The organism is Streptomyces sp. NPDC045998 (genome assembly GCF_056430285.1).
In genome coordinates, this window is record NZ_JBWKLJ010000012.1 from 121837 (window position 1) to 148467 (window position 26631).

Annotated in this window: 27 protein-coding genes, 1 tRNA gene, 1 pseudogene and 1 riboswitch; of the genes and pseudogenes, 18 read left to right on the forward strand and 11 right to left on the reverse strand. The window is 69.9% G+C overall.

Annotation, left to right across the window (positions count from 1 at the left end; genetic code table 11):
- Positions 1-221: 221 nt before the first annotated feature.
- Entirely contained in the window at positions 222-974 is a 753-nt protein-coding gene (locus AC07FJ_RS30000; protein WP_479052360.1) for an MBL fold metallo-hydrolase, read from the forward strand.
- A gap of 53 nt (positions 975-1027) precedes the next feature.
- On the opposite strand, the gene AC07FJ_RS30005 is transcribed toward AC07FJ_RS30000, so the two are convergent.
- Both AC07FJ_RS30005 and AC07FJ_RS30010 read right to left on the reverse strand, forming a co-directional pair.
- On the reverse strand, positions 1028-2278 hold the full coding sequence (locus tag AC07FJ_RS30005) for a PTS transporter subunit EIIC (RefSeq protein ID WP_479052361.1): 1251 nt from the start codon (positions 2276-2278) through the stop codon (positions 1028-1030).
- 243 nt (positions 2279-2521) lie between these two features.
- Positions 2522-3817, reverse strand: coding sequence for a PTS transporter subunit EIIC (locus AC07FJ_RS30010; RefSeq protein WP_479052362.1), 1296 nt, complete (start codon positions 3815-3817; stop codon positions 2522-2524).
- Positions 3818-4014: 197 nt separating this feature from the next.
- Between AC07FJ_RS30010 and AC07FJ_RS30015 the strand changes: the two genes are divergently transcribed.
- The 4 genes from AC07FJ_RS30015 to rdgB all read left to right on the forward strand — a co-directional run bounded on the left by AC07FJ_RS30015 (position 4015) and on the right by rdgB (position 6166).
- Entirely contained in the window at positions 4015-4248 is a 234-nt protein-coding gene (locus AC07FJ_RS30015; protein WP_031076305.1) for a PTS sugar transporter subunit IIB, read from the forward strand.
- A 76-nt stretch (positions 4249-4324) separates the two neighbouring features.
- Positions 4325-5056: a ribonuclease PH gene (gene rph / locus AC07FJ_RS30020; protein WP_479052363.1), complete on the forward strand. Its 732-nt coding sequence runs from the start codon at positions 4325-4327 to the stop codon at positions 5054-5056.
- Between the two features lie 92 nt (positions 5057-5148).
- A complete protein-coding gene (locus AC07FJ_RS30025; RefSeq protein ID WP_479052364.1) occupies positions 5149-5541 on the forward strand; it encodes a hypothetical protein in 393 nt (130 codons plus the stop codon).
- A gap of 22 nt (positions 5542-5563) precedes the next feature.
- Positions 5564-6166 (forward strand): RdgB/HAM1 family non-canonical purine NTP pyrophosphatase, encoded by a 603-nt coding sequence (gene rdgB / locus AC07FJ_RS30030; RefSeq protein ID WP_479052365.1) that lies wholly within the window; start codon positions 5564-5566, stop codon positions 6164-6166.
- A 52-nt stretch (positions 6167-6218) separates the two neighbouring features.
- Here rdgB and AC07FJ_RS30035 read toward each other — a convergent pair.
- The 4 genes from AC07FJ_RS30035 to bcp form a co-directional block, all read right to left on the reverse strand.
- Positions 6219-6294, reverse strand: a tRNA-Leu gene (locus AC07FJ_RS30035).
- Between the two features lie 12 nt (positions 6295-6306).
- Positions 6307-6681 carry an HNH endonuclease signature motif containing protein gene (locus tag AC07FJ_RS30040; protein ID WP_479052366.1) on the reverse strand — a complete coding sequence of 125 codons (375 nt, stop codon included), beginning with the start codon at positions 6679-6681 and terminating at the stop codon, positions 6307-6309.
- Complete coding sequence (locus AC07FJ_RS30045; RefSeq protein ID WP_479052367.1) at positions 6620-7336, reverse strand: HNH endonuclease signature motif containing protein; 717 nt, start codon at positions 7334-7336, stop codon at positions 6620-6622. The genes AC07FJ_RS30040 and AC07FJ_RS30045 overlap by 62 nt, the downstream gene beginning before the upstream one ends.
- 247 nt (positions 7337-7583) lie before the next feature.
- Positions 7584-8051 carry a thioredoxin-dependent thiol peroxidase gene (gene bcp / locus AC07FJ_RS30050; RefSeq protein ID WP_479052368.1) on the reverse strand — a complete coding sequence of 156 codons (468 nt, stop codon included), beginning with the start codon at positions 8049-8051 and terminating at the stop codon, positions 7584-7586.
- A gap of 123 nt (positions 8052-8174) precedes the next feature.
- On the opposite strand from bcp, the gene AC07FJ_RS30055 reads away from it, so the two are divergent.
- The 4 genes from AC07FJ_RS30055 (at position 8175) to AC07FJ_RS30070 (ending at position 9768) form a co-directional block, all read left to right on the forward strand.
- Positions 8175-8495 (forward strand): DUF3618 domain-containing protein, encoded by a 321-nt coding sequence (locus tag AC07FJ_RS30055; protein WP_361422843.1) that lies wholly within the window; start codon positions 8175-8177, stop codon positions 8493-8495.
- A 43-nt stretch (positions 8496-8538) separates the two neighbouring features.
- Complete coding sequence (locus AC07FJ_RS30060; protein WP_031076289.1) at positions 8539-8877, forward strand: GroES family chaperonin; 339 nt, start codon at positions 8539-8541, stop codon at positions 8875-8877.
- A 1-nt stretch (position 8878) separates the two neighbouring features.
- A riboswitch (guanidine-III (ykkC-III) riboswitch) is annotated at positions 8879-8946 on the forward strand.
- 43 nt (positions 8947-8989) lie between these two features.
- Positions 8990-9310, forward strand: coding sequence for a DMT family transporter (locus tag AC07FJ_RS30065; RefSeq protein ID WP_479052369.1), 321 nt, complete (start codon positions 8990-8992; stop codon positions 9308-9310).
- 74 nt (positions 9311-9384) lie between these two features.
- A complete protein-coding gene (locus AC07FJ_RS30070) occupies positions 9385-9768 on the forward strand; it encodes a hypothetical protein (protein WP_479052370.1) in 384 nt (127 codons plus the stop codon).
- 82 nt (positions 9769-9850) lie between these two features.
- On the opposite strand, the gene AC07FJ_RS30075 is transcribed toward AC07FJ_RS30070, so the two are convergent.
- Positions 9851-12754, reverse strand: coding sequence for a transglycosylase domain-containing protein (locus AC07FJ_RS30075; protein WP_479052371.1), 2904 nt, complete (start codon positions 12752-12754; stop codon positions 9851-9853).
- A 131-nt stretch (positions 12755-12885) separates the two neighbouring features.
- Here AC07FJ_RS30075 and AC07FJ_RS30080 point away from each other — a divergent pair, with 131 nt between their 5' ends.
- The 3 genes and pseudogenes from AC07FJ_RS30080 (at position 12886) to AC07FJ_RS30090 (ending at position 15610) form a co-directional block, all read left to right on the forward strand.
- A complete protein-coding gene (locus tag AC07FJ_RS30080) occupies positions 12886-13686 on the forward strand; it encodes an ABC transporter permease (protein WP_479052372.1) in 801 nt (266 codons plus the stop codon).
- Positions 13687-13765: 79 nt separating this feature from the next.
- Positions 13766-14533 (forward strand): annotated as a pseudogene (locus AC07FJ_RS30085) (ABC transporter permease).
- A gap of 84 nt (positions 14534-14617) precedes the next feature.
- The gene (locus AC07FJ_RS30090; RefSeq protein ID WP_479052408.1) at positions 14618-15610 is read left to right on the forward strand and encodes an ABC transporter ATP-binding protein; all 993 of its coding nucleotides are present in this window, start codon (positions 14618-14620) and stop codon (positions 15608-15610) included.
- A 12-nt stretch (positions 15611-15622) separates the two neighbouring features.
- On the opposite strand, the gene AC07FJ_RS30095 is transcribed toward AC07FJ_RS30090, so the two are convergent.
- A complete protein-coding gene (locus AC07FJ_RS30095; protein ID WP_479052373.1) occupies positions 15623-16951 on the reverse strand; it encodes an SGNH/GDSL hydrolase family protein in 1329 nt (442 codons plus the stop codon).
- A gap of 98 nt (positions 16952-17049) precedes the next feature.
- Between AC07FJ_RS30095 and AC07FJ_RS30100 the strand changes: the two genes are divergently transcribed.
- Positions 17050-18339, forward strand: coding sequence for a DUF445 domain-containing protein (locus AC07FJ_RS30100; protein ID WP_479052374.1), 1290 nt, complete (start codon positions 17050-17052; stop codon positions 18337-18339).
- A 281-nt stretch (positions 18340-18620) separates the two neighbouring features.
- Here AC07FJ_RS30100 and AC07FJ_RS30105 read toward each other — a convergent pair whose 3' ends face one another.
- Complete coding sequence (locus tag AC07FJ_RS30105) at positions 18621-18923, reverse strand: hypothetical protein (protein ID WP_361422859.1); 303 nt, start codon at positions 18921-18923, stop codon at positions 18621-18623.
- A 201-nt stretch (positions 18924-19124) separates the two neighbouring features.
- Here AC07FJ_RS30105 and AC07FJ_RS30110 point away from each other — a divergent pair, with 201 nt between their 5' ends.
- The gene (locus AC07FJ_RS30110; RefSeq protein ID WP_479052375.1) at positions 19125-19736 is read left to right on the forward strand and encodes a hypothetical protein; all 612 of its coding nucleotides are present in this window, start codon (positions 19125-19127) and stop codon (positions 19734-19736) included.
- Between the two features lie 82 nt (positions 19737-19818).
- Here AC07FJ_RS30110 and AC07FJ_RS30115 read toward each other — a convergent pair whose 3' ends face one another.
- The gene (locus tag AC07FJ_RS30115; protein ID WP_479052376.1) at positions 19819-20598 is read right to left on the reverse strand and encodes a hypothetical protein; all 780 of its coding nucleotides are present in this window, start codon (positions 20596-20598) and stop codon (positions 19819-19821) included.
- 276 nt (positions 20599-20874) lie between these two features.
- Between AC07FJ_RS30115 and AC07FJ_RS30120 the strand changes: the two genes are divergently transcribed.
- The 4 genes from AC07FJ_RS30120 to AC07FJ_RS30135 all read left to right on the forward strand — a co-directional run bounded on the left by AC07FJ_RS30120 (position 20875) and on the right by AC07FJ_RS30135 (position 25654).
- Positions 20875-21558 (forward strand): hypothetical protein, encoded by a 684-nt coding sequence (locus AC07FJ_RS30120; protein WP_479052377.1) that lies wholly within the window; start codon positions 20875-20877, stop codon positions 21556-21558.
- 94 nt (positions 21559-21652) lie between these two features.
- Positions 21653-23068, forward strand: coding sequence for a transcriptional regulator (locus AC07FJ_RS30125; RefSeq protein ID WP_479052378.1), 1416 nt, complete (start codon positions 21653-21655; stop codon positions 23066-23068).
- Complete coding sequence (locus tag AC07FJ_RS30130; RefSeq protein WP_479052379.1) at positions 23065-24897, forward strand: DEAD/DEAH box helicase; 1833 nt, start codon at positions 23065-23067, stop codon at positions 24895-24897. The genes AC07FJ_RS30125 and AC07FJ_RS30130 overlap by 4 nt, the downstream gene beginning before the upstream one ends.
- Positions 24884-25654 (forward strand): protein NO VEIN domain-containing protein, encoded by a 771-nt coding sequence (locus tag AC07FJ_RS30135; RefSeq protein ID WP_479052380.1) that lies wholly within the window; start codon positions 24884-24886, stop codon positions 25652-25654. Before AC07FJ_RS30130 ends, AC07FJ_RS30135 begins: the two co-directional genes overlap by 14 nt.
- On the opposite strand, the gene AC07FJ_RS30140 is transcribed toward AC07FJ_RS30135, so the two are convergent.
- Positions 25537-26631 (reverse strand): DNA cytosine methyltransferase, encoded by a 1095-nt coding sequence (locus AC07FJ_RS30140; protein ID WP_479052381.1) that lies wholly within the window; start codon positions 26629-26631, stop codon positions 25537-25539. The genes AC07FJ_RS30135 and AC07FJ_RS30140 overlap by 118 nt on opposite strands.

Genomic DNA, 26631 nt, shown 5'->3' on the forward strand with positions numbered 1-26631 from the left:
TGGGGCGGAGCCCCCGGTTCCGGGAAGGGGAAGGGGAGCGGCGGGGAGGCCGCCACGGGCGGTCGCAAGGGGCGGGAGAGGCCCGAATCGGTGACAGCGCGGGTGAGTTCGACCACAAGCGGCCACTGCGAAGGAGCGGCCCGCCCTCCCGCGCCTTACGCTCGGTAAACCGCACGACCTCCCCCCAGCGCCCCGCCCCCGTCCACGGAGGTTCACGCTCCATGAAGCTCACCGTCGTCGGCTGCTCCGGGTCGTTCCCGTCCGCGGAATCGGCCTGCTCGAGCTACCTCGTAGAGGCCGACGGCTTCCGGCTGCTCCTCGACCTGGGCAACGGCGCCCTCGGCGAGCTGCAGCGCCACACCGGTCTGTACGACCTGGACGCGATCTTCCTGAGCCATCTGCACGCCGACCACTGCATCGACATGTGCGCGTACTTCGTCGCCCGCTACTACCGGCACGAGGGCGGCCGCTGCCCCGCCCTCCCGGTGTACGCGCCCGACGGCGCCGAGCAGCGCCTGACGACGGCGTACGCGGACACGCCGTCCGACAAGTCGATGAGCGAGGTCTTCGACTTCCACACGCTCAAGTCCGGCACCTTCGACCTCGGCCCCTTCCAGATCCGTACGGAGAAGGTGTGCCACCCGGTCGAGGCGTACGGCATCCGCATCGAGCACGGCGGCAAGTCGATCACGTACTCCGGTGACACCGGCGTCTGCGACGAACTGGACACGCTGGCGGCCGGGACGGACCTGTTCCTGTGCGAGGCGTCGTTCACGTACGGCAAGGAGGACATCCCCGGCCTGCACCTGAACGGCCGCGAGGCGGGCGCGCACGCCGCCCGCGCGGGGGCGGGGCGGCTGGTGCTCACGCACATCCCGCCGTGGACGGACGGCGAGCGGAACCTCGCCGACGCGCGGGCGGTCTACGACGGCCCGGCGGAGCTGGCCCACGCGGGTGCCGTGTACGAGGTCTAACGGCATGCGAACGCCCCCGGAACCTGTGGTTCCGGGGGCGTTCCGTCATGTGCTCACGCCTTGGTGAGGTCCTCGATCTCCTCCTCGGGCTCACGGCCCGGGGTCGCGAGGTCGAACTTGACGATCGCGAAGCGGAAGACCACGTAGTAGACCACCGCGAACACGAGACCGATCGGGATGATCAGCCACGGCTTGGTGTCGAGCTTCCAGTACAGCAGGTAGTCGATCAGACCGGCCGAGAAGTTGAAGCCCGCGTGCACGCCCAGGGCCCAGGTGAGGGCGAGGGAGATGGCCGTGAGGACCGCGTGGATCACGTACAGCACCGGCGCCACGAACATGAACGCGAACTCGATCGGCTCCGTGACACCAGTGACGAACGAGGTCAGCGCCAGCGACACCATCATGCCGAGGACGGCCTTGCGGCGCGTGGGGTGAGCCGTGTGCGCCATGGCGAGCGCGGCGGCCGGGAGGCCGAACATCATGATCGGGAAGAAGCCGGACATGAACATGCCGGCGGTCGGGTCGCCCGCGAGGAAGCGGCCGTAGTCGCCGTGCACGACCTCGCCCGCGGCGTTGGTGAAGTCACCCAGCTGGAACCACGCCACGGTGTTCACGAACTGGTGCATGCCGATCGGGATCAGCGCACGGTTGATCGCGCCGAAGAGACCGGCGCCCAGCGCGCCCAGGCTCGTCATCCACTCGCCGAAGTTCGCGATGCCCTCGCCGATCGGCTCCCAGACCAGGCCGAAGAAGACACCGACGATGACACCGACGAAGGCCATGATGATCGGGACGAGCCGGCGGCCGTTGAAGAAGCCGAGCCAGTCCACCAGCTTGGTGCGGTGGTACTTCTGCCACAGCACGGCGGCGAGCAGACCCATCACGATGCCGCCGAGGACACCGGGGTTGTTGAACGTCGCCGGATCGTCCTTGCCGGCCTTGACGACGGCCTCGGTGACCGGGAAGGCCTCGAGCACCTTGCTGTAGACGAGGAAGCCGACGAGGGCGGCGAGCGCGGTGGAACCGTCGGACTTCTTGGCGAAGCCGATCGCCACGCCGATGCAGAAGAGCATCGGCAGCGCCCCGGTGATCGCGCTGCCCGCGTTGGCGAAGACGGCGGCGACCTTGTCCCAGCCGAGTCCGTCCTTGCCGAACACGTCGTCCTGGCCCAGCCGGACCATGAGGCCTGCTGCGGGAAGGACGGCGATGGGCAGCTGCAGGCTGCGGCCGATCTTCTGCAGGCCCTGGAACAGGCCGGAGCCCCGCTTCTTCGCGGGCGCCGCCGTGGCGGTGGCCGTACTCATACTTCCTCCAGTAGGCAAGGCGCCGCCCGGGGACAGTGAAAGGGGACGGCGGCGTCTCGTGAAGCGCTGCGCAGAAATGCGCGCGTGGTCTACACCAATTGTGGTGTAGACCTGTTGTAGCACGGTGAAGGATAGATAAGGAACTTGCAATTTGATAACGCCCGAAGGGGCCCGCGACCTCGCAGGTCACAGGCCCCTTCGGGCGTCGGTCGGGCGTCGGGCGCCAGGCGCCGGCCTCCTCGGCTACGGCTTGGTGACGTCCGTCTCCGCCTCCTCGGGCTCGCGCCCCGGCGTCTTCAGGTCGAATGCGGTGATGGCGAAGCGGAAGATCGCGTAGTACACCGCCGCGAACGCGAGACCGATCGGAATGATCAGCCACGGTTTCGTCGCTAGCCCCCAGTTGATGACGTAGTCGATGAGGCCGGCCGAGAAGCTGAAGCCGTCCTTCACGCCGAACGCCCACGTCACCGCCATCGACACGCCGGTCAGCACGACGTGGATCACGTACAGCACGGGCGCGACGAAGAGGAACGAGTACTCGATCGGCTCCGTGATGCCCGTGACGAACGAGGTGAGGGCCACCGAGAGCATCAGGCCGCCGACCTCCTTGCGGCGGTGCGGCTTGGCGCAGTGGGTGATGGCCAGCGCGGCGGCCGGCAGGGCGAACATCATGATTGGGAAGAAGCCGGTGGTGAACTGCCCCGCGTCCGGGTCGCCCGCCAGGAACATGCTGATGTCGCCGTGCACCACCGTGCCGTCCGGTTTGGTGTACGTGCCGAACTGGAACCACACGGGCACGTTCAGGAACTGGTGCAGCCCGATCACCAGCAGCGCGCGGTTCGCGACGCCGAACAGGCCCGCGCCCCACGCCCCGAGGCCCACCAGCCAGTCGCTGAAGTCCTCCAGGGCGTCGCCGACCGGGGGCCAGACGAAGAGGCAGACGACCGCGAAGGCGATGGCGACGAACGACATGATGATCGGCACGAGCCGGCGCCCGTTGAAGAAGCCCAGCCAGTCCACCAGCCGGGTCCGGTGGAACCGCTGCCAGAAGTAGGCCGTGAGCAGGCCCATGACGATGCCGCCGAAGACACCCGGATTCTGGTACGTGTACGCCACGAAGGTGTCGTCCGCGCCCAGGCAGCCGCCGTTGACGTCCTTGGTGCCCGGCGGACAGTCCTTGGGGAAGGCGCGCAGCACGCCCCGGTAGACCAGGAAGCCGGTGACCGCGGCGAGTGCCGTGGAGCCGTCCGCCTTCTTCGCCATGCCGATCGCGACGCCCACGCAGAAGAGCAGCGGCAGGCCCAGGTCCGCGTCGAGCAGCGCGCCGCCCGCGCCCGCGATGACCTTGGCGACGTCGTTCCAGCCCAGCCCGTCCGCGCCGAACACGTCCGGCTGGCCGAGGCGGTTGAGGATGCCCGCCGCGGGCAGGACGGCGATGGGCAGCTGGAGGCTGCGGCCCATCTTCTGCAGCCCCTGGAAGGCGCCGGACCACCGCTTTCGCTGGGGAGCGGCCGTGCTGGCGGAGCTGTCGGAGCTCATCGGCGTCCTCCTGGTCTCCTGCGAGACTGGTGTAGACCAGTTGCGATATCGTAGGCGCTGGTGATCGTCATCCTTCGCTACAAGCCGGTCATGTGCCCGCGAAGATGGGCCAACCGTGCGTTACGGTGACGAAAGACCTAGGTGGGCCGAGCAGCGCTCAGTGCTCCGAAACGGCTCTTGGACGCAGGGAGAAGGACATGGCCAGCAAGGCTGAGAAGATCGTCGCCGGGCTCGGCGGCATCGACAACATCGAAGAGGTCGAGGGCTGCATCACCCGCCTGCGCACCGAGGTCGCCGACCCCGCCCTGGTCGACGAGGCCGCGCTCAAGGCCGCCGGCGCCCACGGCGTCGTCAAGATGGGCTCCGCGATCCAGGTCGTCATCGGCACCGACGCCGACCCCATCGCCGCGGAGATCGAAGACATGATGTGAGCCACCGCCGCTCACCCGCGAGGGCCCGTTCCGGAACCGGAACGGGCCCTTCGTACGAGGGGGCTAGGCTCATCCCATGTCTCGAATCGACGGCCGCACCCCCGAACAGCTCCGCCCGGTCACCATCGAACGCGGATGGAGCAAGCACGCCGAGGGCTCCGTCCTCATCTCCTTCGGCGACACCAAGGTCTTCTGCACCGCCTCCGTCACCGAAGGCGTCCCGCGCTGGCGCAAGGGCAGCGGCGAAGGCTGGGTCACCGGCGAGTACTCGATGCTGCCCCGCGCCACCAACACCCGCGGCGACCGCGAATCCGTACGCGGCAAGATCGGCGGCCGCACCCACGAGATCTCCCGCCTCATCGGCCGCTCCCTGCGCGCCGTCATCGACTACAAGGCCCTCGGCGAGAACACCATCGTCCTCGACTGCGACGTCCTCCAGGCCGACGGCGGCACCCGCACCGCCGCCATCACCGGCGCGTACGTCGCCCTCGCCGACGCCGTCGCCTGGGCGCAGCGCAACAAGCTCGTCAAGGCCGGCCGCAAGCCCCTGACCGGCACCGTCGCCGCCGTCTCCGTCGGCATCGTCGACGGCACGCCGCTGCTCGACCTCTGCTACGAGGAGGACGTCCGCGCCGAGACCGACATGAACGTCGTCTGCACCGGCGACGGCCGCTTCGTCGAGGTCCAGGGCACCGCCGAGGCCGAGCCCTTCGACCGCAAGGAGCTCAACGCCCTCCTCGACCTGGCCACCGGCGGCTGCGCCGACCTCGCCGACATCCAGCGCCGCGCGCTGGCGGAGAGCCTGTAGCGGCAACCATGACGGGGTCCGGCCGCGTCCGTACGGTTACGGGCGTACGGATCGAACCGTACGCCCGGCCAACCCTTCGGAGGACACCAACCATGCGCCGACGCCGACGCACCGCAGCCATCGCCACCACCGCGGCCGCCGCCGTACTCGCCCTGACCGCCGTAACCGGCTGCGGCGCGCTCGACAAGGCCATGGACTGCGTCCAGGCCGCCGACGCCATCGCCACCAGCGTCGAGAAGCTGAGCCAGGCGGCGTCGTCCGCCACCAGCGACCCCACCCAGCTGAACGAGTCCCTCGACGCGATCGACAAGGAACTCGCCTCGCTGAAGGACAAGACGGACAACGCCGACCTGTCCAAGGCCGTCGACGACCTCGGCAAGGGCGTCGACACCGTCCGCACCGCCGTCAAGAACGGCGACACCACCCCCGACATCAAGCCCGTCACGGACGCGGCCACCGAGATCGGCAAGGTCTGCACCCCCTGACGGCCCGTAGATACTGGGGTGCATGAGCCGCCTGATCCTCGCCACCCGTAACGCCGGGAAGATCACCGAACTGCACGCCATCCTCGCCGACGCGGGTCTCCACCACGACCTCGTCGGCGCGGACGCGTTCCCCGAGGTCCCCGACGTCAAGGAGACCGGCGTCACCTTCGCCGAGAACGCCCTCCTCAAGGCACACGCCCTCGCCCAGGCCACCGGCCTGCCCGCGATCGCCGACGACTCCGGCCTCTGCGTCGACGTCCTCGGCGGCGCCCCCGGCATCTTCTCCGCCCGCTGGGCCGGCCGCCACGGCGACGACCGGGCCAATCTGGAGCTGCTCCTCGCCCAGCTCGCCGACATCGCCCCCGAACACCGCGGCGCCCACTTCGCCTGCGCGGCCGCCCTCGCCCTCCCCGACGGCACCGAGCGCGTGGTCGAAGGCCGCCTCCGCGGCACCCTCCGCCCCACCCCCACGGGCACCGGCGGCTTCGGCTACGACCCGATCCTCCAGCCCGACGGCGACACCCGCACCTGCGCGGAGCTGACCCCGTCCGAGAAGAACGCCATCAGCCACCGGGGCCAGGCGTTCCGCGCACTGGTACCGGTGATCCGGGAGCTGGTCGGCTGAAGCCGACATGACGATGGGCGCGGCACCCGCTTGGTGCCGCGCCCCTCGCATGTGGGCCCGGTGGGACTCGAACCCACGACACACCGGACCTAAACCGGCGCCCTCTTGGCCAGCTGGGGTACGGACCCGCAGCGGCTACTTTACTGGGCCGTCGATGCGGCCGTGCGCCGAGTTTGCTTGGAAAAGCTCCTCGTCTGGCTATGGCAGGACGGACACAGGTACCTGAGGTTCTCCAAGCGGTTGTCCAACCGGTCGCCGTTGACGTGGTCGATCTCCAGAACGAGCCGTCTCCCCTGCCAGAGATCGCCGATGCCGCACGCCTGACAGAGATGCGGTACGCCCTGGTCGTCGAGCGCACGACGCAGCTGAACCGTCTTGGTCCTGGGTGAACCGGGAGCGCTGCGTCGGAGTATGTCCTCCGCCGACTTGCGTGGGGGGGAGGGGCGTCCACCTCTATGGCCCTGTCCGACGAAGTGAGCCGTGGACACCTCGTACGCCTGGATGCTTCGCTTCACCCGGACCCGCGCCGCGCCGCTGCCGGCGTGCCCCAGCCTTCGCAGTACGCCGGCGATGCTGTGCGACTCGGCGACCGCGCGGACGAGTTGGTCTCGCGGGATCAGGGCACCGCGGCCTCGCCCTGAGACGTGCGACGTGTCGGATCGCCGTCCGCTCACGCGGCTGCCCTTCGTTTGCGGCCGCGGTAGGGTCCGTCACGGCGTGGCAGTTCGGGCACAGCAGCCGCAGGTTTTCCGGGCGGTTGTCCCACCAGTCCCCATTGACGTGGTCGACTTCGAGCCGCAGGGGCGCGCCGTTCCAATGAGGGCCCGTTCCGCACATCGCGCACTCCTCGGGCACGCCGGTCCGCAGCAGTTCGCGCCGGAGCCGTTCGCCCGGAACTCTTCCGTTCTCCGGTGACCGCAGCGTCAGGAGTGAGCCTCTCGGCCCGTGGCGTCGCTGCGGCGCACACGGCCGAAAATGCGACGTGTCGATCCCGAACGCGGCGATCCGCCGACCGATGTGTGCCTGGTTTCCCCCTACAGGGCTGAGCCCGAGGCGGCGGACGACCTCGTTGACGCTCGTGGCGGCGGCGACGGCTTCCCGGAGGCGCTCCTCCGTGTGGCGCGCCGACCCGGTGGGGAAATGCGACGTGTCCACCCCCGCGTCCGCCATCCTCCGGCGCAGGTAGCGGCGACTGCCCGGTGTCGGTGTGCCGCCGCACCAGCGGACCGCGTCGCCCAGTTGTTCGTCTCCCGTGCCGCCTCGGCGAGCAGCTCATAGGTGTACCTGGCTGGCATTGCACCCCCTCCGTCTCCGGCCGCGTGTTCGCGGCCTCGCACGGAGTAACGAACCGTTTATCGGACGGTCACGGCCGGAAGGGAACGTCTGCTCGACGGCGTTCCGGTCCGGGCGCGGGTGATCAGATGCCGAGGTCCTTGATGATTTTGGCGACGTGGCCGGTCGCCTTCACGTTGTACAGGGCGCGCTCCACCTTGCCGTCCTCGTCGACGACGATCGTCGAGCGGATCACGCCCGTCACCGTCTTGCCGTACAGCTTCTTCTCGCCGAACGCGCCGTACGCCGCCAGCGTCTCCTTCGACGGGTCGCCGACCAGCGTGACCTTCAGGTCCTCCTTCTCGCGGAACTTCGCGAGCTTCTCCGGCTTGTCGGGCGAGACGCCGATCACGTCGTAGCCCGCGCCCGCCAGCAGGTCGAGGTTGTCGGTGAAGTCGCACGCCTGCTTGGTGCAGCCGGGCGTCAGCGCGGCCGGGTAGAAGTAGACGATCACCTTGCGGCCCTGGTAGTCGGCGAGCGAGACGTCGTTGCCGTCCGCGTCGGGCAGGGTGAAGGCGGGGGCGGGGTCGCCGGGCTGCAGTCGCTCGCTCATGGTCTCTCTCTCCTGGCTCGGGCGTACGCCTTCAGAGCCTAATGGGGGTCGGGGACAGTGAGCGGGCCGTTGAGCTGACAGACTGTCCATCACGGATTTGGACAGACCTACGGAGGCAGCGCGGTGTCGGATGCCAGGACCCCTGCGCAGATCGAGGCGGACATCGTCCGTCGTCGCGAGCAGCTCGCCGTCACGCTCGACGAGATCGGCGTACGCATGCACCCGAAGACGATCATCGGGGACGCTAAGGCCAAGGTGGCGTCGACGGTCGACCAGACCGCGGGACGCGCCTTCGTCACCGTGAACCGCGTCGTCACGGACGTGAAGGGCCGGTTCGTCGCGGAGGACGGCTCGCCGCGGCTGGAGCGGGTCGTGCCGGTGGCGCTGCTCGCGATCGGCGTGGTCGGGCTGCTCGCCGTGTCCGCGCGGCGCCGCAAGGGCTGACCCTTCGGCGCGCGGGCCGCGCCGGGCCAGGTAGTTTCGTGGGGTGAGCGAGAACACCCACGACAAGCTGCCCATCCGCATGCTGCACGACCGCGTGCTGGTACGGAACGACACGCCCGAGGGCGAGAGGCGCTCGGGCGGCGGCATCCTGATCCCGGCGACCGCCGCCGTGGGCCGCCGGCTGGCCTGGGCCGAGGTGGTCGCGGTCGGCCAGAACGTACGGACCGTGGAGCCCGGCGACCGGGTGCTGTACGACCCCGAGGACCGCGCCGAGGTCGAGGTGCGCGGTGTGGCCTACGTACTGATGCGGGAACGCGACCTGCACGCGGTCGCCGCCGACCGGTTCGAGGGCTCGGAGGACTCGACGGGGCTGTACCTGTAGCGCCGGTTTGTTACGGTCGAGGGACCCGACGAGACGCGCCGTACCGGGTTGACGCAAAGACGACGCACCCCTGTTGTCCGTTCGTTTTCGCGTCCACGGAGGTGCCGCCGTCATGGCATGGGTTCTGCTGATCATCGCCGGTCTGCTCGAGGTCGGCTGGTCGATCGGGATGAAGTTCACCGAGGGGTTCACGCGGCCGTGGCCGAGCCTGCTGACCGCCGCCGGCATCGTCGCCAGCATGGTGCTGCTGTCGCAGGCGGCGAAGACCCTGCCCATCGGTACGGCGTACGGCGTATGGGTCGGCATCGGCGCGGCCGGTGCGGCGGTGGTCGGCATGGTGGTCCTGGGGGAGCCGGCGACCGCCGCCCGGATCTTCTTCGTGTGCCTGCTGCTGGTCGCGGTGGTCGGCCTGAAGGCCACCTCGGGGCACTAGTGCCGCATCGGGCGATGCTCGCCCCGTTCCTTGCCGGTCGAGTGTGGAGCGCGCGGGGCACGTAGTCTCGCGTGATGCGTGCGCACCTGAGCTCCGAGGACCGTCCCGCGCTGTCTCGTGCGTTCGTGGTCGAGACGTTGGAGCGGGCCCTGGGGGACCGCTCGCACGAGGGCGAAGCGGCGGACGTCCTGGTCGGAATCGCCTTGGGCGACGACGACCGGGAGTTCGTCGAGCGCTGGTGCGTGGAGGTCGGGACGCGCGCCGTGCCGGGCAGTCCGCTCCTCGGGCTGGCGGGCCTGTGCCTGGGCCATACCGCTCGACGCTTCGGCCGTCTCGGCGACGACGCCCTCGCGCTGGCGAAGTCGCTGGCGGTGCGGGCCGAAACGGACCCGGCGGACGTGGATGGCCGGGCTCTCGACGGTTATGACGACGTCCGGAGCTTCCTTAACCTCTGGTGACGCCGGCCGGCGCCGTCGCCGGTCGGGCGGCGCGGCAACCGGACGGTGCGTCAGAGCGTGGCGACCGTTGTCTGGTGCGGAACTAGGGCATGTCGTGCGCCTCCCAGGACTCCCACGGTTCCCACGGCCTCCGGGCCGTCGGCGTTTGTGGGGCCGGCGGGGCTTGCAGCGTTCCGGCGGCCTGGGGAGCTTGGGAGGCCGCCTCGGGTGTGGGCGCGGCGGCGACCGGGGCGCTGCGGACGCGCGGCTCGGCGGGGGGTGCCGCGGCCGCCGGGGCGGCGGGGGTGACGGGGGCCGCGGGGGCGCCGGCGCCCCGGTCGTGTCTCGGGCCGGCGTTCTCCGTGTCCGGGGTGCGGCGGCCGAAGCCGTCCCGTCCGTCCCGCTCGTCCGGTCCGTCCGAGGGGTCGGGGCGCGGTTCCATGCCCTCCGCGATCCGCAGGTCGAAATCGCGTGCCGCCGTGCCCGCCAGGGCCTCGCGGGTGTACTGGGCCCAGATCTCCGCCGGTGCGCCGCCGCCGTTCATCCGCTCCAGGCCGAGCGCCCCGTACAGCGGCTTCTGGCCGCCCGTCTTCGGGTCCTGGCCCATCACCGCGACGACGGTCGTCAGGTTCGGCGTATAGCCGGCGAACCAGGCCGCCTTGTCGTCCTCCGCCGTGCCGGTCTTGCCGGCGGCCGGGCGACCCGCCGCCTGGGCCGCCGTGCCCGTACCGCCCTCGATGACGCCGCGCAGCACCGCCGTGGTGGTGTCCGCCGCCTCACGGCTGATGGCCTGGGTGGTCTCGGCGCCGGGCAGCTCCAGGTCCTCGCCGTCCCGCTGCACCCGCTCGACCAGCGTGTACGCGCTGCGCTTGCCGTGGTTGGCGAGGGTCGCGTACGCCTGCGCCATGTCGAGTACGGAGGCGGTGGCGGGGCCGAGGGCGATCGACGGCGACGGGTTCAGGTCCGGGGTGTCGACGGGCAGCCCCAGGTTGATGGCGGTCTGCTCGACCTTGGCCGGGCCCACGTCGACGGCGAGTTGGGCGTACACGGCGTTGACCGACTTGTCGGTGGCGGTGGTCACGGGGATGCTGCCGTACGAGACGTCGTCCTCGTTCTTCGGGTTGTACGCCGGGCCCGTCCAGCCCTCCACGTGGCGCTCGTTGGTGCCGTCGTACGACGTGTTGGGCGTGATGCGCTCGCCGTGCTGGGTGCGCGAGCCGTGGTGGACGGCGGCGGCGAGGACGAACGGCTTGAAGGTGGAGCCGACCTGGTAGTCGCGGCGCGTCGCGTTGTTGACGTACTGCTTGGTGTAGTCGACGCCGCCGTACATGGCGAGGACCTTGCCGGTGGCGGGGTCGAGGGAGACGCCGCCGACGCGTACGAAGCGGTCGGTCTCGTTGGCGGCGGTGTCGAGCCGCGCCATGACCTGGTCCTCGACGGCCTGGATGAACGCGTCCTGCTTGCGCTTCTGCAGGGTGGTGGTGATGCGGTAGCCGCCGCGCGCGAGGTCCTTGCGGTGGAGGACGCCGTGGTCGGTGAGGTAGTCCTGGACGGCCTGGATGAGGTAGCCGCGCTGGCCGGAGAGCCCGATGGTGGAGCGCGCGGCGAGCGGCGTGGGGAAGACGGCCTCGGCGCGCGCCCTCGGGGTGAGCCAGCGCTCCTTGACCATCGCGTCGAGGACGTACACCCAGCGGGCGATGGCCCGGGGCCGGTTCTGGGGGTGGGTGGCCACGTCGTACGCGCTCGGGGCGTTGAGCAGCGAGGCGAGGTACGCGCCCTCGGCGACGTCGAGGTCCTCGACGTCCTTGTCGTAGTAGGCGTGGGCGGCGGCCTGGATGCCGTAGGCGTTGCGGCCGTAGTAGCTGGTGTTGAGGTAGCCCTCGAAGATGTCGTTCTTGGTCTTCTCGCGGTCGAGCTTGATCGCGATGAAGAACTCCTTCACCTTGCGGGTGACGGTGCGTTCCTGGCCGAGGTAGTAGTTCTTGACGTACTGCTGGGTGATGGTGGAGCCGCCCTGGGTGCCCTTGCCGGTGAGGGTGTTCCAGGCGGCGCGGAGCATCGCCTCGGGGTCGACGGCGGCCGCCGAGTAGAAGTCGCGGTCCTCGGCGGCGAGGACGGCGTGCTGGACGTGGGACGGGACGCGGGTGAGGCGGACGTTCTCGCGGTTGACGCTGCCGTCGCGGGCGATCTGGGTGCCGTCGCTGTAGAGGTACACGTTCGACTGGGCGGTGGCGGCGGCGTTGGCGGGCGGGATGTCGACGAGGTGGTAGCCGATGAAGAAGCCGCCGACGAGGAGGAGGCAGGCGAAGAGGAAGCCGCCGAGGAGCATGCGCCAGGTGGGCACGGCGCGCCGCCACCCGGTGCGCTTCTCGCGCTGCCGCCTGCCGCGGCCCTTCGGCCGCTGCTGCCCGCGGGGCCCGCGCGGCCCGCGGTGGCTCTCGTCCGGGGGGCCGGCGGGGGTGCTTGGTGCGCCTGGGCGGGGGCGGGCGCCTGTGGTGCGAGTGCCGGCTGGGCGGGCACCGGCCGGGCGGGCGGTGTCGGGCGCCGGGTCGGAGGTTTGGCTGCCGCTGCTGCTGGTGTCTGCTGCGCCTCCGCTTTCCGGGCCACCGCCGGGGCGGACCGTGGGTTCGGTTCCGGGCGTGGCGGCTGCCCGGGGGCGTGCGGTGTCAGCGGCCTGCTTCCGGCCCTCCGGCTTCACCTGCTTCACCGGCTTCGCATGCGTCTCCGGCTTCGCCTGAGTCTCCGGCGTCTCGGTCTCGGCCGTCTCTGTCTCCGGCTCAGGCTCCGGCGTCTCAGTCTCGGCCGTCTCCGGCTCCGGCTCCGGCGTCTCGGTCTCCGGTGTCTCCGTCTCCCGTTCCGGCGTCTCCGGCGTGTCCGGCTTCTCGGGCTTCTTCCGCCCGCCCGCCCTCCCCGCCTTCTTCCCCTTCTGCGGTGTCTCGCGGGCCGGGGGGCCGGCGACGGTCGGGTCGCGGGGCTCCCAGGCCTGCTTCGGTGGCTCGTCGCTCATGTTCTCCGGCCTGTCGATGACTGCTGCGCTGTTTATGACGATTTGTCCGAAACTCATCTTGCACCGAAAAGCAGTCGCGACGACGGATTCCGCAGGGCTAGGCTCGTCAGCTTTGACGGAGGGAGCTCAGGGTGCGGCTGTACGCGGCCGTGGCGGCCGGTGGTTTCCGGCGCCATGCGACGTATCGGGTGGCTACCGCGGCAGGGGTGTTCACCAACACCGTCTTCGGCTTCATCCTGGCGTTCACCTACATAGCCCTCTGGGATGAGCGTCCTCACCTCGGTGGCTACGACATGGGCGAGGCGCTCGCCTATGTGTGGATCGGCCAAGCCCTCCTCGCCGCCTGCGGCCTGATGGGGGGTGGGTTTGAGGACGAGCTGATGGAGCGCATCAGGACGGGCGACATCGCCGTCGACCTCTACCGCCCCGCCGACCTCCAGCTGTGGTGGCTGTCCGTCGCCGTCGGCCGGTCCGGCTTCCTGCTGCTGGGGCGGGGCGTGGCGCCGCTGGCCGTCGGCGCGCTCGCCTTCGACATCGCGCTGCCCGAACAGCCGCTGACCTGGCTCGCCTTCCTCCTCTCGGTGGCGCTGGGCGCGGTGGTGAGCTTCGCGGTGTGGTTCCTGGTGGCGCTGAGCGCGTTCTGGCTGATGGACGGGCAGGGGGTGGTGCAGGTGGCGTGGCTGTCGGGGATGTTCTTCTCGGGCATGCTCCTGCCCCTGAACGTCTTCCCGGGCGTGCTCGGCGAGGTCGCCCGCGTACTGCCCTGGTCGTCGATGCTCCAGGTCCCGGCGGACGTCTTCCTGGAGAAGCGCACCGGCTGGGGACTGGTGGAGGCGTACGCCTTCCAGGGCGGCTGGGCGCTGGTCCTGCTGCTGGCCGGACGGGCGCTCCAGGCGGCGGCGACGCGTCGGGTGGTGGTGCAGGGTGGCTGATCAGACGTACGAGCGCGAACACGACCACGCGTACGGGCACGTGGGCGCGGGGCTGCGCGCGTACGGGCTCATCGCCGCCATGTGGGTGCGGTCGACGATGACGTACCGCTTCTCCTTCGCGATGACGCTGCTCGCCAGCTTCATCGCGACCGGCTTCGACTTCGTCGTCATCCTGCTGATGTTCGGTCACGTCCGTGGCCTCGGCGGGTTCTCCTTCGCCGAGGTGGCGTTCCTGTACGGGACGACCGGCACCGCCTTCGGCCTGGCGGACATGGCGCTGGGGCAGACGCAGCGGCTGGGGCGGCGGGTGCGGGACGGCACGCTGGACACGCTGCTGGTGCGCCCGGCCCCGGTGCTGGCGCAGGTGGCGGCGGACCGGTTCGCGCTGCGGCGGCTGGGCCGGGTGTCGCAGGGACTGCTGGTGCTGGTGTGATCGCTGGTGCTGTTGGACGACGTGGAGTGGACGCCGGTGAAGGTGGCGCTCGTCCCGCTGATGGTGGTGAGCGGCTGGCTGATCTTCGCGTCCGTGATGGTGGCGGGGGCGGCCTTCCAGTTCCTGGCCCAGGACGCGGCGGAGGTGACGAACTCGTTCACGTACGGCGGCAACACGCTGCTCCAGTACCCGCCGACGGTCTTCGCGACGGATCTGGTGCGGGGGGTGGTGTACGTCGTGCCGCTCGCGTTCGTGAACTGGGTGCCCGCGTTGTACGTGCTCGGGCGCCAGGCGCCGGCGGGGTTGCCGGGGTGGGCGGCGTTCGCGTCGCCGGTGGTGGCGGTGGTGATGGGGGCGCTGGCGGGGCTGGCGTGGCGGTTCGGGGTCCGTTCGTACCGGAGTACAGGGAGCTGAGCAGCGGTGAGCAACGAGACGAACGAGATGAACGAGACCATCGAGACCAACGAGACCACCGGGACCGTCGGGACCACCGAGACCATGGAGCCGGCCTTCAGCGAGTCGGATTTCATCGAGCTCGTCGGCGTCGAGAAGGTCTTCGACGTGCGGCGCCGCGTGCCCGGCACCCTGCGTCGCGAGAAGCGGCGGGTCCGGGCGGTGGACGGGATCTCCTTCCGCGTGGCGCGCGGCGAGATGGTCGGCTACATCGGCCCCAACGGCGCCGGGAAGTCCACCACCATCAAGATGCTGACGGGCATTCTGACCCCGAGCGGCGGTCGGCTGCGCGTCGCCGGCATCGACCCCGCGCGCGACCGCACGCGGCTCGCGCGGCGGATCGGCGTGGTGTTCGGGCAGCGTACGACCCTGTGGTGGGACCTGCCGCTGCGCGACTCGTACCGCCTGATCCACCGCCTGTACCGGATCCCGGAGGCCCGCTACCGCGAGGACCTCGACCGCTGCGTCGAGCTCCTCGACCTCGGCGAGCTGCTCAACGTGCCCGTGCGCCAGCTCTCCCTCGGCCAGCGCATGCGCGGTGACATCGCGGCGGCGCTGCTGCACGACCCGGAGGTGCTGTACCTGGACGAGCCGACCATCGGCCTCGACGTCGTCTCCAAGGCCCGGGTGCGGGAGTTCCTGCGCGACCTGAACGCCGAGCGCGGCACGACGGTCCTGCTCACCACCCACGACCTGACCGACATCGAGCAGCTGTGCAAGCGGGTGATGGTCATCGACCACGGGCGGCTGATGTACGACGGGGCGCTCGGCGGCCTGCACGAGGTGGGCCGGAGCGAGCGGACGCTGGTGGTGGACCTGGAGCGCGAGCTACCGCCCATCGAGGCGCCCGACGGGGCGCGGGTGGTGCGGGTGGAGGGGCCGCGGCAGTGGCTGGCGTTCCCGGCGGACCGGTCGGCGGCGCCGCTGGTGGCGCGGATCGCGGCGGAGTATCCGCTGGTGGACCTGTCGGTGCGGGAGCCGGACATCGAGGCGGTGATCGCGAAGATGTACGCGGAACGGGCGGAGGTGCCGGAGTGAGGGGCGCGCGGACTAGAGCTCGCGCTGCGGAGCCTCACCGTCGGTGGGGTGGGTGAGGTCGGTGAGCTCGGCGAGGTCGACGGTGCGGGCCATGCGGCGGTAGCCGGCGTCGCCCGGGTGCAGCCCGTCTCCGGAGTCGTACGCGGGCAGCAGGCGGGTCGGGGCGTACGGGTCGCGCAGGGCGCGGTCGAAGTCGACGACCGCGTCGAAGACGCCGCCCGTGCGGATGGTGGCGTTGACCTGCTGCCGTACGGCCTCCAGCTCCTTCGTGTACCGCCGGTGGCCGCCGAACGGCAGGAGCGTCGAGCCGACGACGCGCAGCCCGCGCGCGTGCGCCTGCCGCGTCAGCGCGGTCAGACCGTCGGTGATGCGGCGCGGGTCGGTCTCGTGGGGCGGGCGGATGATGTCGTTGATGCCGAGGCATATGACGACGGTCCGGACCCCCGGACGGCTCAGCGCATCGCGCTCGAAGCGCGAGAGGGCGCTCGGGCCCCTGCCGTCGCGCAGCACGCGGTTGCCGCCGATGCCCTGGTTGACCACGCCGTAGCCGCGGGAGCGCAGCCGGTCGGCGAGCAGGTCGGGCCAGCGGTGGTTGGCGTCGCGGGTGGAGCCGACGCCGTCGGTGAGGGAGTCGCCGAGGACGAGGACCGCGCCGCGGGCGGCCGGGTTGACGACGTCGACGGCCGCCAGGTGGTGCCAGGTGGGGCTGGGGGCCTCGGTGTACGCGGCGCCGCTCACCTCCCGCGTGTGGTCGCCGTCGGCGGCGTACGACGTCTGCCGGGCGACCGGGTGCCGGGTCGTGGGCGCGTCGGCCGGGACGTACAGCGTGACCAGGAGGTCGCCGTCGTACGGGACGGCGAGGGGTACGGGGTCGCTGACGGCGTCGGCGCCGGGCGGGATGGTGACGTACGGGCGGCCGCCGGCGAAGGTGACGCGGCGGAGCGTGCCGGGGACGGCCGAGGCCCCCTCGGCGCGTACCGCGAGGGAGGCGGCGTCGACGCGGAGCGGACGGTGGCCGCCATACCGGTTGGTGAGGGTGATGCGGGCGGTGGTGCCGCCGATGCTGGTGTGGATGACGTTGCGTATGGAGCGGGGCTCGCGTGCCGCCTGGGCGTGAAGCGGCGCGGGCTCGACGGGCGCGGCGGACCAGGTTCCGATCCACGCGGCCTTCTCCGCGGTCGTGGCGGCGCGCGCGTCCTGGTGCGGCGGGTCGGTGTGCCGGACCGGGCCGTCCGCGCCCGTCCGCTCCACCGCCGCCACGAAGATGCCCCCGCAGCCCAGCACGATCGCGGCCAGTACCACGGCCAGCGGACGCCCGTATTCCCCACGTACTCCCCTCATGGTCGACATCATCCGGCATGGACACGGGAACTCGGTGTGCGCCCCGGGAGTACCTGAGGTAGGGACCCTGGGAAGGGACTACGTACATGGTGGTGCGGATGAACCAGTCGAAGACCCCGCTCGTGGCGTTCTCGTACACGGCGGCGGACGAGGAGAAGCGCCGCGGTGTGCGCCGGATGAAGCTCATGGCGACCGGGCTGCTGCTCTTGGTCGCCCTCGTCTACACCCTGGCCACGTGGGCGCGGAACGCCGGCGTGGGCGGCTGGCCCGGTTACGTCGCGGCCGCGGCGGAGGCGGGCATGGTGGGCGCGCTGGCGGACTGGTTCGCGGTCACCGCGCTGTTCCGGCGGCCGCTGGGCCTGCCCATTCCGCACACGGCGATCATCCCGACGAAGAAGGACCAGCTGGGCGCCTCGCTCGGCTCCTTCGTGGGCGAGAACTTCCTCTCCGGCGATGTCGTACGCGCCCGGCTGCACGCGCTCTCCATCGGCCGCCGGCTCGGCGCGTGGCTCGCCGAGCCGGCGCACGCCGACCGGGTCACGGCCGAACTGTCCACGGCGCTGCGCGGCGCGCTGACCGTGCTGCGGGACGCGGACGTCCAGGCGGTGGTGGGGGAGGCGGTCACGCGGCGCGCGGAGGCGGCGGAGATCGCGCCCGGGCTCGGCAAGACGCTGGAGAAGATCGTCGCTGACGGCGCGCACCACGGGGCGGTGGACCTCGTCTGCAACCGCGCCCACGACTGGCTGGTGCTGCACGCCGACTCGATCATGGACGCGGTGCAGGGCGGGGCCCCGGGCTGGACGCCCCGCTTCGTCGACCGGAAGGTCGGCGAGCGCGTCTACAAGGAGCTGCTGCGCTTCGTCACGGAGATGCGCGACATGCCGGGGCACCCGGCGCGCGGCGCGCTGGACCGCTTCCTGACGGACTTCGCCTCCGACCTCCAGGCCGACACGGACACCCGGGCGCGGGTGGAGCGCCTCAAGTCGGACCTGGTGGCGCGCCCGGAGGTCCAGGACATCATCGCGTCGGCCTGGGCGTCGGTCCGCGCCATGGTCATCTCGGCGGCCGAGGACGAACGCAGCGAACTGCGCCTGCGCGCCCGCGCCTCGCTCCTCGCGCTCGGCCGGCGGCTGGCCACCGACGCGCGGTTGCAGGCGAAGGTGGAGGGCTGGGCGGAGGACGCGGTGGTGTACGTCGTGACGACGTACCGCGCCGAGATCACGTCGCTGATCAGCGAGACGGTGGCGAGCTGGGACGCGGACCAGACGTCGCGGAAGATCGAAGCTCATATCGGCCGCGACCTGCAGTTCATCCGCATCAACGGCACGGTGGTCGGCGCGTTGGCGGGCCTGCTGATCTACACGGTCTCGCACGCGCTGGGCGGCTAGGCGGGGGCCGACCGGGGTGCCGGGCTGCCCGGGCTGTCCGGGGTCGTGCTGGGCGGGTGCCCCGGACCCTGCCGCCCGGGCCCCCGCCCAGCCACTGTGGGGAGGTGCCGTCTTATACGCACGCGGCGGGCGCCGCGTTCAGCGCCGGCAGGCACGGTTTTTCGGTGCGCCTGCGGCGCAGGGCCGCGCGGCGAGCGCAGCGCCTCAGCGGCGCTGCGGCCTCAGTCCGGCACTGCGGCATCAGCGGGGCTCAGCCGGCACCACGGCCCCGACCGACGGCCTCAACCGCTCCGGCGACCGACCGCCCAGGACGCGGCCGCCATGGCCCCGGCGACCGAGAACACCGCGGGCCATGCCCCGACCTTCTTCGCCAGCGGGTGCGACCCGGCGAACGCGGCCACGTACGCCGCGGTCAGCCCGGCTGCGGCCTTCCCACCACTCTGCCGCTGCCACTCCCGCGCGGCCACGGCCCCCGCGGCCGCGAGCGCCACACCCCCGAGGGGCCGCTTCTTGGTCCACCGCGCCACGGCGTACCCACCGACGAGCCCACTCGCCGCCACGGCTGCTGCCGGAATCCTGGCCATCTTCGCTGTCCTGCCTTCCGCACGCGTGTTCATACCTGTCCCGAGGCTAACGCGGCGGGTTCGAGCAGCTTGCGACGGCCTCGTACCGATTCGCCGACAGAAGTGACCGTGAGGGGCGGTGCAGGACCCTTCCTGCCACCAGCACGTAACAACCGCACAGCGCAGGCATGGCCGACCGCACCGTACGGGCACGAAACGCGCATGCCGACCCCCACGCCGCCGCACCGCTACGCCGCCGACCCGCTGGTCGTCGCGCAGGACGGAGTGGCCACCGTCCACCAGCTCATGGACCTGGGCTGCGCCTCCTCCGCGATCGCAGCCCACTGCCGCCCGCCGGGGCCCTGGCGCCGGTTGCTGCCTCGGGTGATCGTCCTGCAGACGACGGAGCCCACGCCCCAACAGCGCTTGCGCGGAGCTCTCCTGTATGCAGGGCCCGACGCGCTCCTCACCGGCCCCGCGGCCCTGGCTCTGTATGGCCTGGAGTCCGTCGCCGCGCCCGCCGCGCCGGCGAAGGTGGACGTCCTGGTCGCCCACCGGGCGACACCGCGCAGCCACGCGTACGTCCGCGTCCACCCCACGGTCCGCCCCGCCCTCCGCGTCCCGGTCCGGAACCTGGCCTGCGCGGCCCTCCCACGCGCGGTCGCGGACGCGATCCCGCACCTCGCCGACGAGAGCGCGGTCGCGACGCTGCTGCGGGAGGTCATGGAGAGGCGCCTCTGCCGACCCGACAACCTCATGACGGAGGCACGGGCCGCGCAGCTGCGGATTGAGCTGAACCGTCCGACAGGCTGCGGCCCCGGGCATAAAACCTGAGCCAGATGGCCACGACTGCGTGTAACTCGACGAGTGAGCGGCTAGCACGGTGTGACAAGGAAGGAGCCAGCCGGCGCGATGGTCAGATGGAACCGCGGGCCGCCGTCAGCATCACGCTCGCATCTTCATACTGGCGCTCGTCGTGCAACGCGGCCGTGATGCTCAGAACCGCCCGGACTTCCCGCTCCGCAGCCGTCTTCAAGAGCGTCTCCACTGCCTGCTCCAGTCCAGCAGCACGGCACGAGGACACAATGCCCGGGAACTCGTGAGCGGGCGCTGTGCTGGCTGCGTTCCGCAACATCAGATACGCGTCCCAATCCCGTCCCTCCGCGAAGTGACGGCGAATCTCCTCGGCTTCGATGGCCCACGCCGTTGCGGTGGCGGCGCGTGTCCGGTGCCGGTCCCCCTCCCCAAGGGGGACCGGCACCGCTGCGCGTGCTGCCGGAAGGAAGACTCTGCGCCGTGCTCCGTACAAGCGAACGCGTCGCTGCACGCGCCGCCGCGGACGGACGCGGCGGACCGCCGGCATTTCTCGCGTGCCCTGAGGCGGCTCATCACTCAAGGCGCCTGCACCCGTCCGGCGCTCGTAACGTTCGCGAACCGCCTGGTCAAACAGTGCGTGCAGGTCGGTAAGGGAGTAAGGCAGCGAGCGGTGTGCCTCTTTGGCATGCCGCTCTACTGCGGCGTAGACACGACCCAGGGGCCTTTTGCCTTCGGGCAGGCGGTGGCCGCGCACGTAGCTTGACAAGGTGGTGGCGGGGAGCCCTGCCTTATCCGCGACTCTGTACTGGGCCAGGCCGACGCTCTTGATGACCTCGTCGAGAGCGGAGGCGAACTGAAAGTGTGCAGGCGGCAGTTCCATGCGCGCACCTCGTGCTCGGGCTGATCTGACGGTCACCAAGAACCTCCGCGCGGTCAGCAGGCTGATGGATAGTCAAGTCTGCTTCCGCTTCCGGCCCTCCGGTAGGGGTTTCGCCTGCTGTGATCTACGCGGTGACGCGTACTACGCGGCACCGTGAATGTCCCGCCAGGGCTGGATTTCCTGGCCAGCGCCACGCAATCGTTGAACGGCGCCACCGGGCAGAGATTTCCGACTGCTCCGTGTGCGGTTGTCGGTACTTGGCTTAAGGGGAACGTGATGGACCTGCCGTCGTGGACGGACGGAAAGCTCGGCACGATGAAGCGCGCCGCGCTGTGGCTCGTGACCGTAGTAGGGGAAGGGAATGTCTTCACCAAGGAGGACGTGAAGGACGCCTTCCCGGGGATCAGCCAGGCTGATCGGCGGGTGCGCGACCTGCGGGACCACGGCTGGCAGATCGACACCAACCGCGAGGATGCTTCCCTCGGTCAGCACGAACAGCGGTTCGTGCGGCAGGGGGAGCCTGTCTGGGAGCCGGGCAAGGGGTCCCGGCCCACTACGTCGATCACTCAGACCCAGCGCCGGGAGGTGCTGGCCAGGGACGGCCACTTCTGCCGCTCGTGCGGCATCGCGCCGGGTGAGGTCTACGCCGGCAGCTACGAGTCGGCTCAGCTGGACATCGCCCGCCGCATCGTGAAGCAGCCGGACGGAAGCGAGAAGACCGAGCTCGTATCCGAGTGCAACCGGTGCCGCGTTGGTGGGCGCGGTAAGCCCACGGACGTGGCTGCGGTACTCAGCGGCATTGCCGCACTGGGCAGCCTGGAACGCAAGATGCTCGCGGAGTGGGTTGCGGACGACAAGCGGCAGTTCAGCACGGTGGAGCGGCTCTGGGCCGACTACCGGACGCTCCCCGAGGAGTCGCGGGCGCAGGTGCGTAAGGTGCTGGCACCCCCCGCCGACTGATTTCGGCAGCTTCTATCCGTACGCGGAGGCCGGCACAGCCACCGGCCTCCGCGGGGCGGTACACACTCACACGTTTTGACCAGGAGGATGCCTCGTGAGCAAGGACTTCGGCCGGCCGCCGCTGGCAGCGCAGAACCGCACACTCGTTGAGCAGCGGCTGCATGAGACCACCAGCGGCAGTGGCGTACGCGAAACCCTGACAATTGAATGGCGCACGCAGCCGCTGAGTGTCGAGGTCATCGACATGCCGGTGGATTGCCTGTACTACAACCCTGGTACGCACCGGGTCCGTGCCCAGCGCAGTCACGACCCCCAGCGGGACCTGCTGCTGGACAAGGATGCTTGGCGCCCCGAAAGCCAGGAATATCTCCACTACCTGCTCCAGGCACTGCCGGCGGACCCCTCCAAGCGTGACCCTGACTTCGATGCCCTGAAGGAGAGCCTGCGCGAGTTCAAGCAGAACGAGCCCGGTCTCATCACGCGTGACGGCATCCTCGTCAACGGCAACACGCGCCGGGCTGCGCTCAAGGAGCTTGGTGTCGCCCATATGCGGGTCGGCGTGCTGCCGGAGTCGTGTACATGGGAGGACATCAACGCCGTCGAGCTGTCACTGCAGCTCCGCCCGGATCGCCGCCGGGACTACTCGTACATCAACCGGCTCCTGGCGATCGAGGAGCAGCATCTGCTGGGCAAGCCTTTGGCAGACATCGCACGCGATTTTCATATCCGCGTTGCCACGTGTGAGCAGGACTTGTGGATCCTTGCCTGCCTCAAGGACCTGATTGAGCGGTCCAGGGACGGCGAAGCCGAGCTCCGGCTGCTCGACTTCGAGAAGCAGCAGGAGAAGCTGCGGGAGCTGCACCGCCGGTACGTAAAGGAAGCAGCCGTCAGCAGGGACAACGCTGAGCTCCTCAAGGAATCGAGGCTCGTCGCGATCGTCCTCAACTTCTCCAAGACGGACGTCCGTCTCATCGAGCCTGACTTCAGGGCTCGCTACCTGAACCAGAGGCTTCCTCAGTCACTGAGGACAACGCCCAGCACGCCGTCGTCTGTTTCGATTCCGGGACTCAACCGGTCAGTCACGTCTGCCGCGCCGCAGGTAGCGGAGGCGAAGGCCCTCACCGACATGGTCCTGAGGGCAAAGGCGGTCGAGACCGCGGAGGATGGCAGCCTTTCAGAGCGTGGCCTGACCGCGTCCCAGATCTACGCAGCGGCGCGTGACGCTCTAGAGGACGCGCTGGAGCCGGCGGGCAAGGACGCCCGGATCCGTAAGCGGAAGCAGGCAGCTCCGGACCGGATCGCCGATGCCTGCCAGGACATCGAACAGTGCATTACGGACCTCGTCCTCGCCCGCGCCTCCCGCAGCCTTGACGAAGAGGCGTTCGATGAGGCCGTCATCAACCTCCGAAGCACTCTTGGCAAACTCGCTCATGAGTCGCGCCGGAGCATCAGCGCCCCCGGTGACGGGGTGTCGTGGCTCCTCGAAGCGGTCCAGCAGGAGGGAGCGTGAGCGCGGCTGGGGACCCGTCTCTGACCATCTCCTTCGATGTCACGCGTACTAGGGCTGTGTTGCGCGCAGCACAAGGGCTTGAAAGCGACTTCGCCAAACTGGCTGCTCGCTTTCCGGCTGCCGGACAACGCACCCTGCTCTCCGTCGAGGTGGAGCTCGATGACTTCCTGACAGGCCTGGAAGTGCTGGGCAGCTGGCAGCAAGCGGAATCGGTCCACTGGGAAGAGGAGCTGGCCACATTGGTGGGCGGTGTCCTTGATGACGCTGAGATGGCCCGTCGGCGCCTGGAAGGTGGCGCGGAGGCCTCTGGCCCGGTTGGCCCGGACGAGGTCGTGGGTCTGCTTGGCCCCGGCTGGTGCGCTGATCTCACTGATTTCCAGCGACGAGATATCGCCCAGCTTCTTTCCATGCAGCATGGTGCCAACTTTTCCGTGCCGGGAGCCGGAAAGACGCGGGTGGCCCTGGCTCTGTTTGCGGCGATGCGTGCTCAGGGTGAGGTGCGCCGCCTCCTGGTCGTCAGCCCCAAGTCGGCTTATGAGTCATGGCTGTACGAGAGCCGGGTGTGCTTCAAAGAGCCCCTCGTCGTCAGGGTCATGGAGAAAAGCCCCCACCCTGGGACAGAGGTTCTGATTGTCAACTATGAGCGCCTGGACAAGTCCCTGGCAGCGTTGGCTACATGGCTGAGGGCCGGTCAGGCAATGCTCATTCTGGATGAGGCGCACCGGATGAAGCTGGGGGCGCAAGGCATCTATGGCAGCGCCTGCATGGCTCTCGGTCCGTTGTCCCGCCGGCGCCTGATTCTCACCGGGACACCAGCGCCCAACGGTGCCCGAGACCTGGAGAACCTGCTCTCGTTCGTCTGGCCAGGCCATGGCCGGCGCGTGGTGACGCAGGCCGTTGCTGGCGGAGACCTCGCGTACGCCAGCCGTGTGCTTCGCCCGCTGTTCACGCGGACGACCAAGGGGGAGCTGGGTCTTCCCCCGTTCGAGACGCGCATTCGCCGGGTAGAGCTGGCTCCTCTGCACAGAGAAATTTACGACGCACTGGTCGGCCGCTACACCGCACGAGCTGAGGCCGCGCGCTCCGACTTCGACGCGCTCGGCAAGGCCATGCTGCGGCTCCTCATGGCGGCCACGAGTCCGGCACTGCTCTTGGAGGGGGAGACCCGGTACGCCCCCCTCGACTACCGCGTCCCGCCGCTGGCGATTCCAGAGACGGACTCCCTGTACTCCTTGATGCAGAACCTGCCTAGCTACGAACTTTCGCCTAAGTACAAGGAGGCCCTCAGCATCGTCGCCGAGAACGCGGCGATGGGGCGGAAGACGCTCGTCTGGACGACGTTCGTGCGCAGCCTCACCACCATGGAGCGGTTGTTCGCTGCCTACCAGCCGGCAGTGGTGCACGGAGGGACGTCTGACCGGGAAGAGCAGATAAGGAGGTTCCGAGAGGACCCCGACTGTCATGTTCTCCTCTCCAACCCGGCGACGCTTGGTGAAGGGATCAGCCTCCATCATGTATGTCATGACGCCGTCTATGTAGACCGGGATTTCATGGCGGGTCGGTTTCTCCAGAGCCTTGACCGCATCCATCGCCTTGGCCTCGCGCCCGATACCGAAACCTGGGTCACGGTACTCGCTGCCGAGGGGACCATCGATGAGGTGGTGGCTCTCCGGCTGGAGGAGAAGCTCGAATTCATGGGCCGGATTCTGGACGATCCTTCTGTACAGCAACTTGCTGACTTGGAAGAGGAGCCATCTCTGGCCGCGGGTATGGACATGGCCGATGTGCGTGCCTTGCTGCACCACCTTGATGCGCATGGCTCCCGGTGAGGGAACCCGCCGCGCGGCGCTGCGCTGGCTGGAGCAGCTTCGCGTGGCCGAGGTCTCCCGCGCCCGAGCACTGTTCACCCACCATCCCGATTACGCGGACCTGACACCCGTCCAGTACGCGGAGGGTCTTGACTGGCTGCGACGTACAGGTCTTCTCACCCACAGAGATCAGCCGGTCGTCGAGGTTGCCGAACACGAGCTACGGGACTGGGCCGCTGCCTCTCGCATCACGCGCGTGCGCTGGGCTCCCGCGGCGGACGCTGCACGCCGGGAAACCGGGCTCGCAGGCGAGCACGCTGTTCTCCGGCTTTTAACGAGCGCGGGGGCGGAAGGCGTCAAGCACGTAGCAGACTTGTCGGACGCATATGGGTACGACATCGAAGCCATGGTGAGTGCTGAGGCCGTCCACATCGAGGTGAAGGCCACCACGGACCCGACCCGCCTGGTGGTTCATCTCAGCCGTCACGAATACGAGGTGATGTGCCAGGACAGCCAGTGGCTCATGGCGGCGGTACTCATCGGTGCCGACGGAGAAGCTCTGAACGTAGCAACTGTCGCGCGGCACTGGCTGAGCTCCGCTGCTCCAATCGACCGGAGCAGTCGTGGGCACTGGGACTCCGCGCGCTTTGCCGTACCAGCTCATGCGCTGGCGTGGGGACTCGTACGGGCGAGCGGCGCCAGGCTGCTACCAGAGGGGATGTCGCCCTTTTTGCCGGTCTGGGGGGTGGTGAGGAGTACGGAGGCCGGGCTGGCTTGAGCAAGTGCCGCCAGAATCCTGCTTCCGACGGCAGACGCGACGGGCGGTGGAAAAGCGTTGCCAACCTGGCGGTATGCCGACGTCTTGCGTCCCTCGAAGACCCACTCCGGCGGAAACCCCTGGAGCAGTGCCATCTGGGCAATGGTCAGTTTGACCGGCAGGGGGTCTCCGGGGGCAGGCGGTGCATCGGCGATGCCCGCGCCGTTCACTCCCATGTCAGCCCAGGCGCGTCGGGCGCGGGATGGCCCGAGGTCAGGACCACCGTGCTTCTTCGAGCCGCCGCACAGCGTGGGTGCGATGCGCTGCGCCTGCCGGGCCCAGAAGTCCGCGAGCTCCCAGCCGCCTGCTGCCATAGACGCGCGCAGGACATCGCCGACTAGCGGAGACGTCCCGTTCGGCGTGGTCGGCTCAGGCCAGCGGAAACAGGCGAAGGCGTCGGGTCTCAGCGCGACGAGCACAGCCCGGGGGCGGAGCTGCGCTACGCCGAAGTCGCAAGAGTGCAGCAGGCGCCACTCAGCGGCGTATCCGCACTCACTCAGACGCTTGAGGATGTCTGTCCGGTAGGTGCGGAACTTCTCTTGCAGCAGCCCCTTCACGTTCTCGATGAGCACTGCTTTCGGCCGCAGCTCTTGAGCGATGGCAAGCACGGACGGAAAGAGATCACGCTCGTCATGGCCGCCTAGCTGCCTCCCGGCGAGTGAGAAGGGAGGGCACGGCACGCCGGCAGCCAGCAGATCCGGGACCTGCTGCTCATCGCCCAGCAGCACCGCAGGGTTGACCTCACGGACATCGGCCTGAAGGACATGCCATTCAGGTCGATTCCTCCGCAGAGTGCTGCACGCGTCCTCGTCGATCTCGATGAGCAGCGTGTGCCGGAATCCCGCCTGCTCCAATCCGAGTGCTTGCCCGCCCGCTCCCGCGCACATCTCAAGGCAGGTGGGGGCGGTCGAGCCGCGGCATTCCTGTTGGCGTGGCAT

What these genes read in the sequence shown, in the direction of transcription:
- AC07FJ_RS30000 (WP_479052360.1), top strand. Translation starts at nt 222, where the DNA reads ATGAAGCTCACCGTCGTCGGCTGCTCCGGGTCGTTCCCGTCCGCGGAA.
- AC07FJ_RS30005 (WP_479052361.1), bottom strand. Translation starts at nt 2,278, where the DNA reads ATGAGTACGGCCACCGCCACGGCGGCGCCCGCGAAGAAGCGGGGCTCC.
- AC07FJ_RS30010 (WP_479052362.1), bottom strand. Translation starts at nt 3,817, where the DNA reads ATGAGCTCCGACAGCTCCGCCAGCACGGCCGCTCCCCAGCGAAAGCGG.
- AC07FJ_RS30015 (WP_031076305.1), top strand. Translation starts at nt 4,015, where the DNA reads ATGGCCAGCAAGGCTGAGAAGATCGTCGCCGGGCTCGGCGGCATCGAC.
- rph (WP_479052363.1), top strand. Translation starts at nt 4,325, where the DNA reads ATGTCTCGAATCGACGGCCGCACCCCCGAACAGCTCCGCCCGGTCACC.
- AC07FJ_RS30025 (WP_479052364.1), top strand. Translation starts at nt 5,149, where the DNA reads ATGCGCCGACGCCGACGCACCGCAGCCATCGCCACCACCGCGGCCGCC.
- rdgB (WP_479052365.1), top strand. Translation starts at nt 5,564, where the DNA reads ATGAGCCGCCTGATCCTCGCCACCCGTAACGCCGGGAAGATCACCGAA.
- AC07FJ_RS30045 (WP_479052367.1), bottom strand. Translation starts at nt 7,336, where the DNA reads ATGGCGGACGCGGGGGTGGACACGTCGCATTTCCCCACCGGGTCGGCG.
- bcp (WP_479052368.1), bottom strand. Translation starts at nt 8,051, where the DNA reads ATGAGCGAGCGACTGCAGCCCGGCGACCCCGCCCCCGCCTTCACCCTG.
- AC07FJ_RS30065 (WP_479052369.1), top strand. Translation starts at nt 8,990, where the DNA reads ATGGCATGGGTTCTGCTGATCATCGCCGGTCTGCTCGAGGTCGGCTGG.
- AC07FJ_RS30070 (WP_479052370.1), top strand. Translation starts at nt 9,385, where the DNA reads ATGCGTGCGCACCTGAGCTCCGAGGACCGTCCCGCGCTGTCTCGTGCG.
- AC07FJ_RS30075 (WP_479052371.1), bottom strand. Translation starts at nt 12,754, where the DNA reads ATGAGCGACGAGCCACCGAAGCAGGCCTGGGAGCCCCGCGACCCGACC.
- AC07FJ_RS30090 (WP_479052408.1), top strand. Translation starts at nt 14,618, where the DNA reads ATGGAGCCGGCCTTCAGCGAGTCGGATTTCATCGAGCTCGTCGGCGTC.
- AC07FJ_RS30095 (WP_479052373.1), bottom strand. Translation starts at nt 16,951, where the DNA reads ATGAGGGGAGTACGTGGGGAATACGGGCGTCCGCTGGCCGTGGTACTG.
- AC07FJ_RS30100 (WP_479052374.1), top strand. Translation starts at nt 17,050, where the DNA reads ATGAACCAGTCGAAGACCCCGCTCGTGGCGTTCTCGTACACGGCGGCG.
- AC07FJ_RS30105 (WP_361422859.1), bottom strand. Translation starts at nt 18,923, where the DNA reads ATGGCCAGGATTCCGGCAGCAGCCGTGGCGGCGAGTGGGCTCGTCGGT.
- AC07FJ_RS30110 (WP_479052375.1), top strand. Translation starts at nt 19,125, where the DNA reads ATGCCGACCCCCACGCCGCCGCACCGCTACGCCGCCGACCCGCTGGTC.
- AC07FJ_RS30115 (WP_479052376.1), bottom strand. Translation starts at nt 20,598, where the DNA reads ATGGAACTGCCGCCTGCACACTTTCAGTTCGCCTCCGCTCTCGACGAG.
- AC07FJ_RS30120 (WP_479052377.1), top strand. Translation starts at nt 20,875, where the DNA reads ATGGACCTGCCGTCGTGGACGGACGGAAAGCTCGGCACGATGAAGCGC.
- AC07FJ_RS30135 (WP_479052380.1), top strand. Translation starts at nt 24,884, where the DNA reads ATGGCTCCCGGTGAGGGAACCCGCCGCGCGGCGCTGCGCTGGCTGGAG.
- AC07FJ_RS30140 (WP_479052381.1), bottom strand. Translation starts at nt 26,631, where the DNA reads ATGCCACGCCAACAGGAATGCCGCGGCTCGACCGCCCCCACCTGCCTT.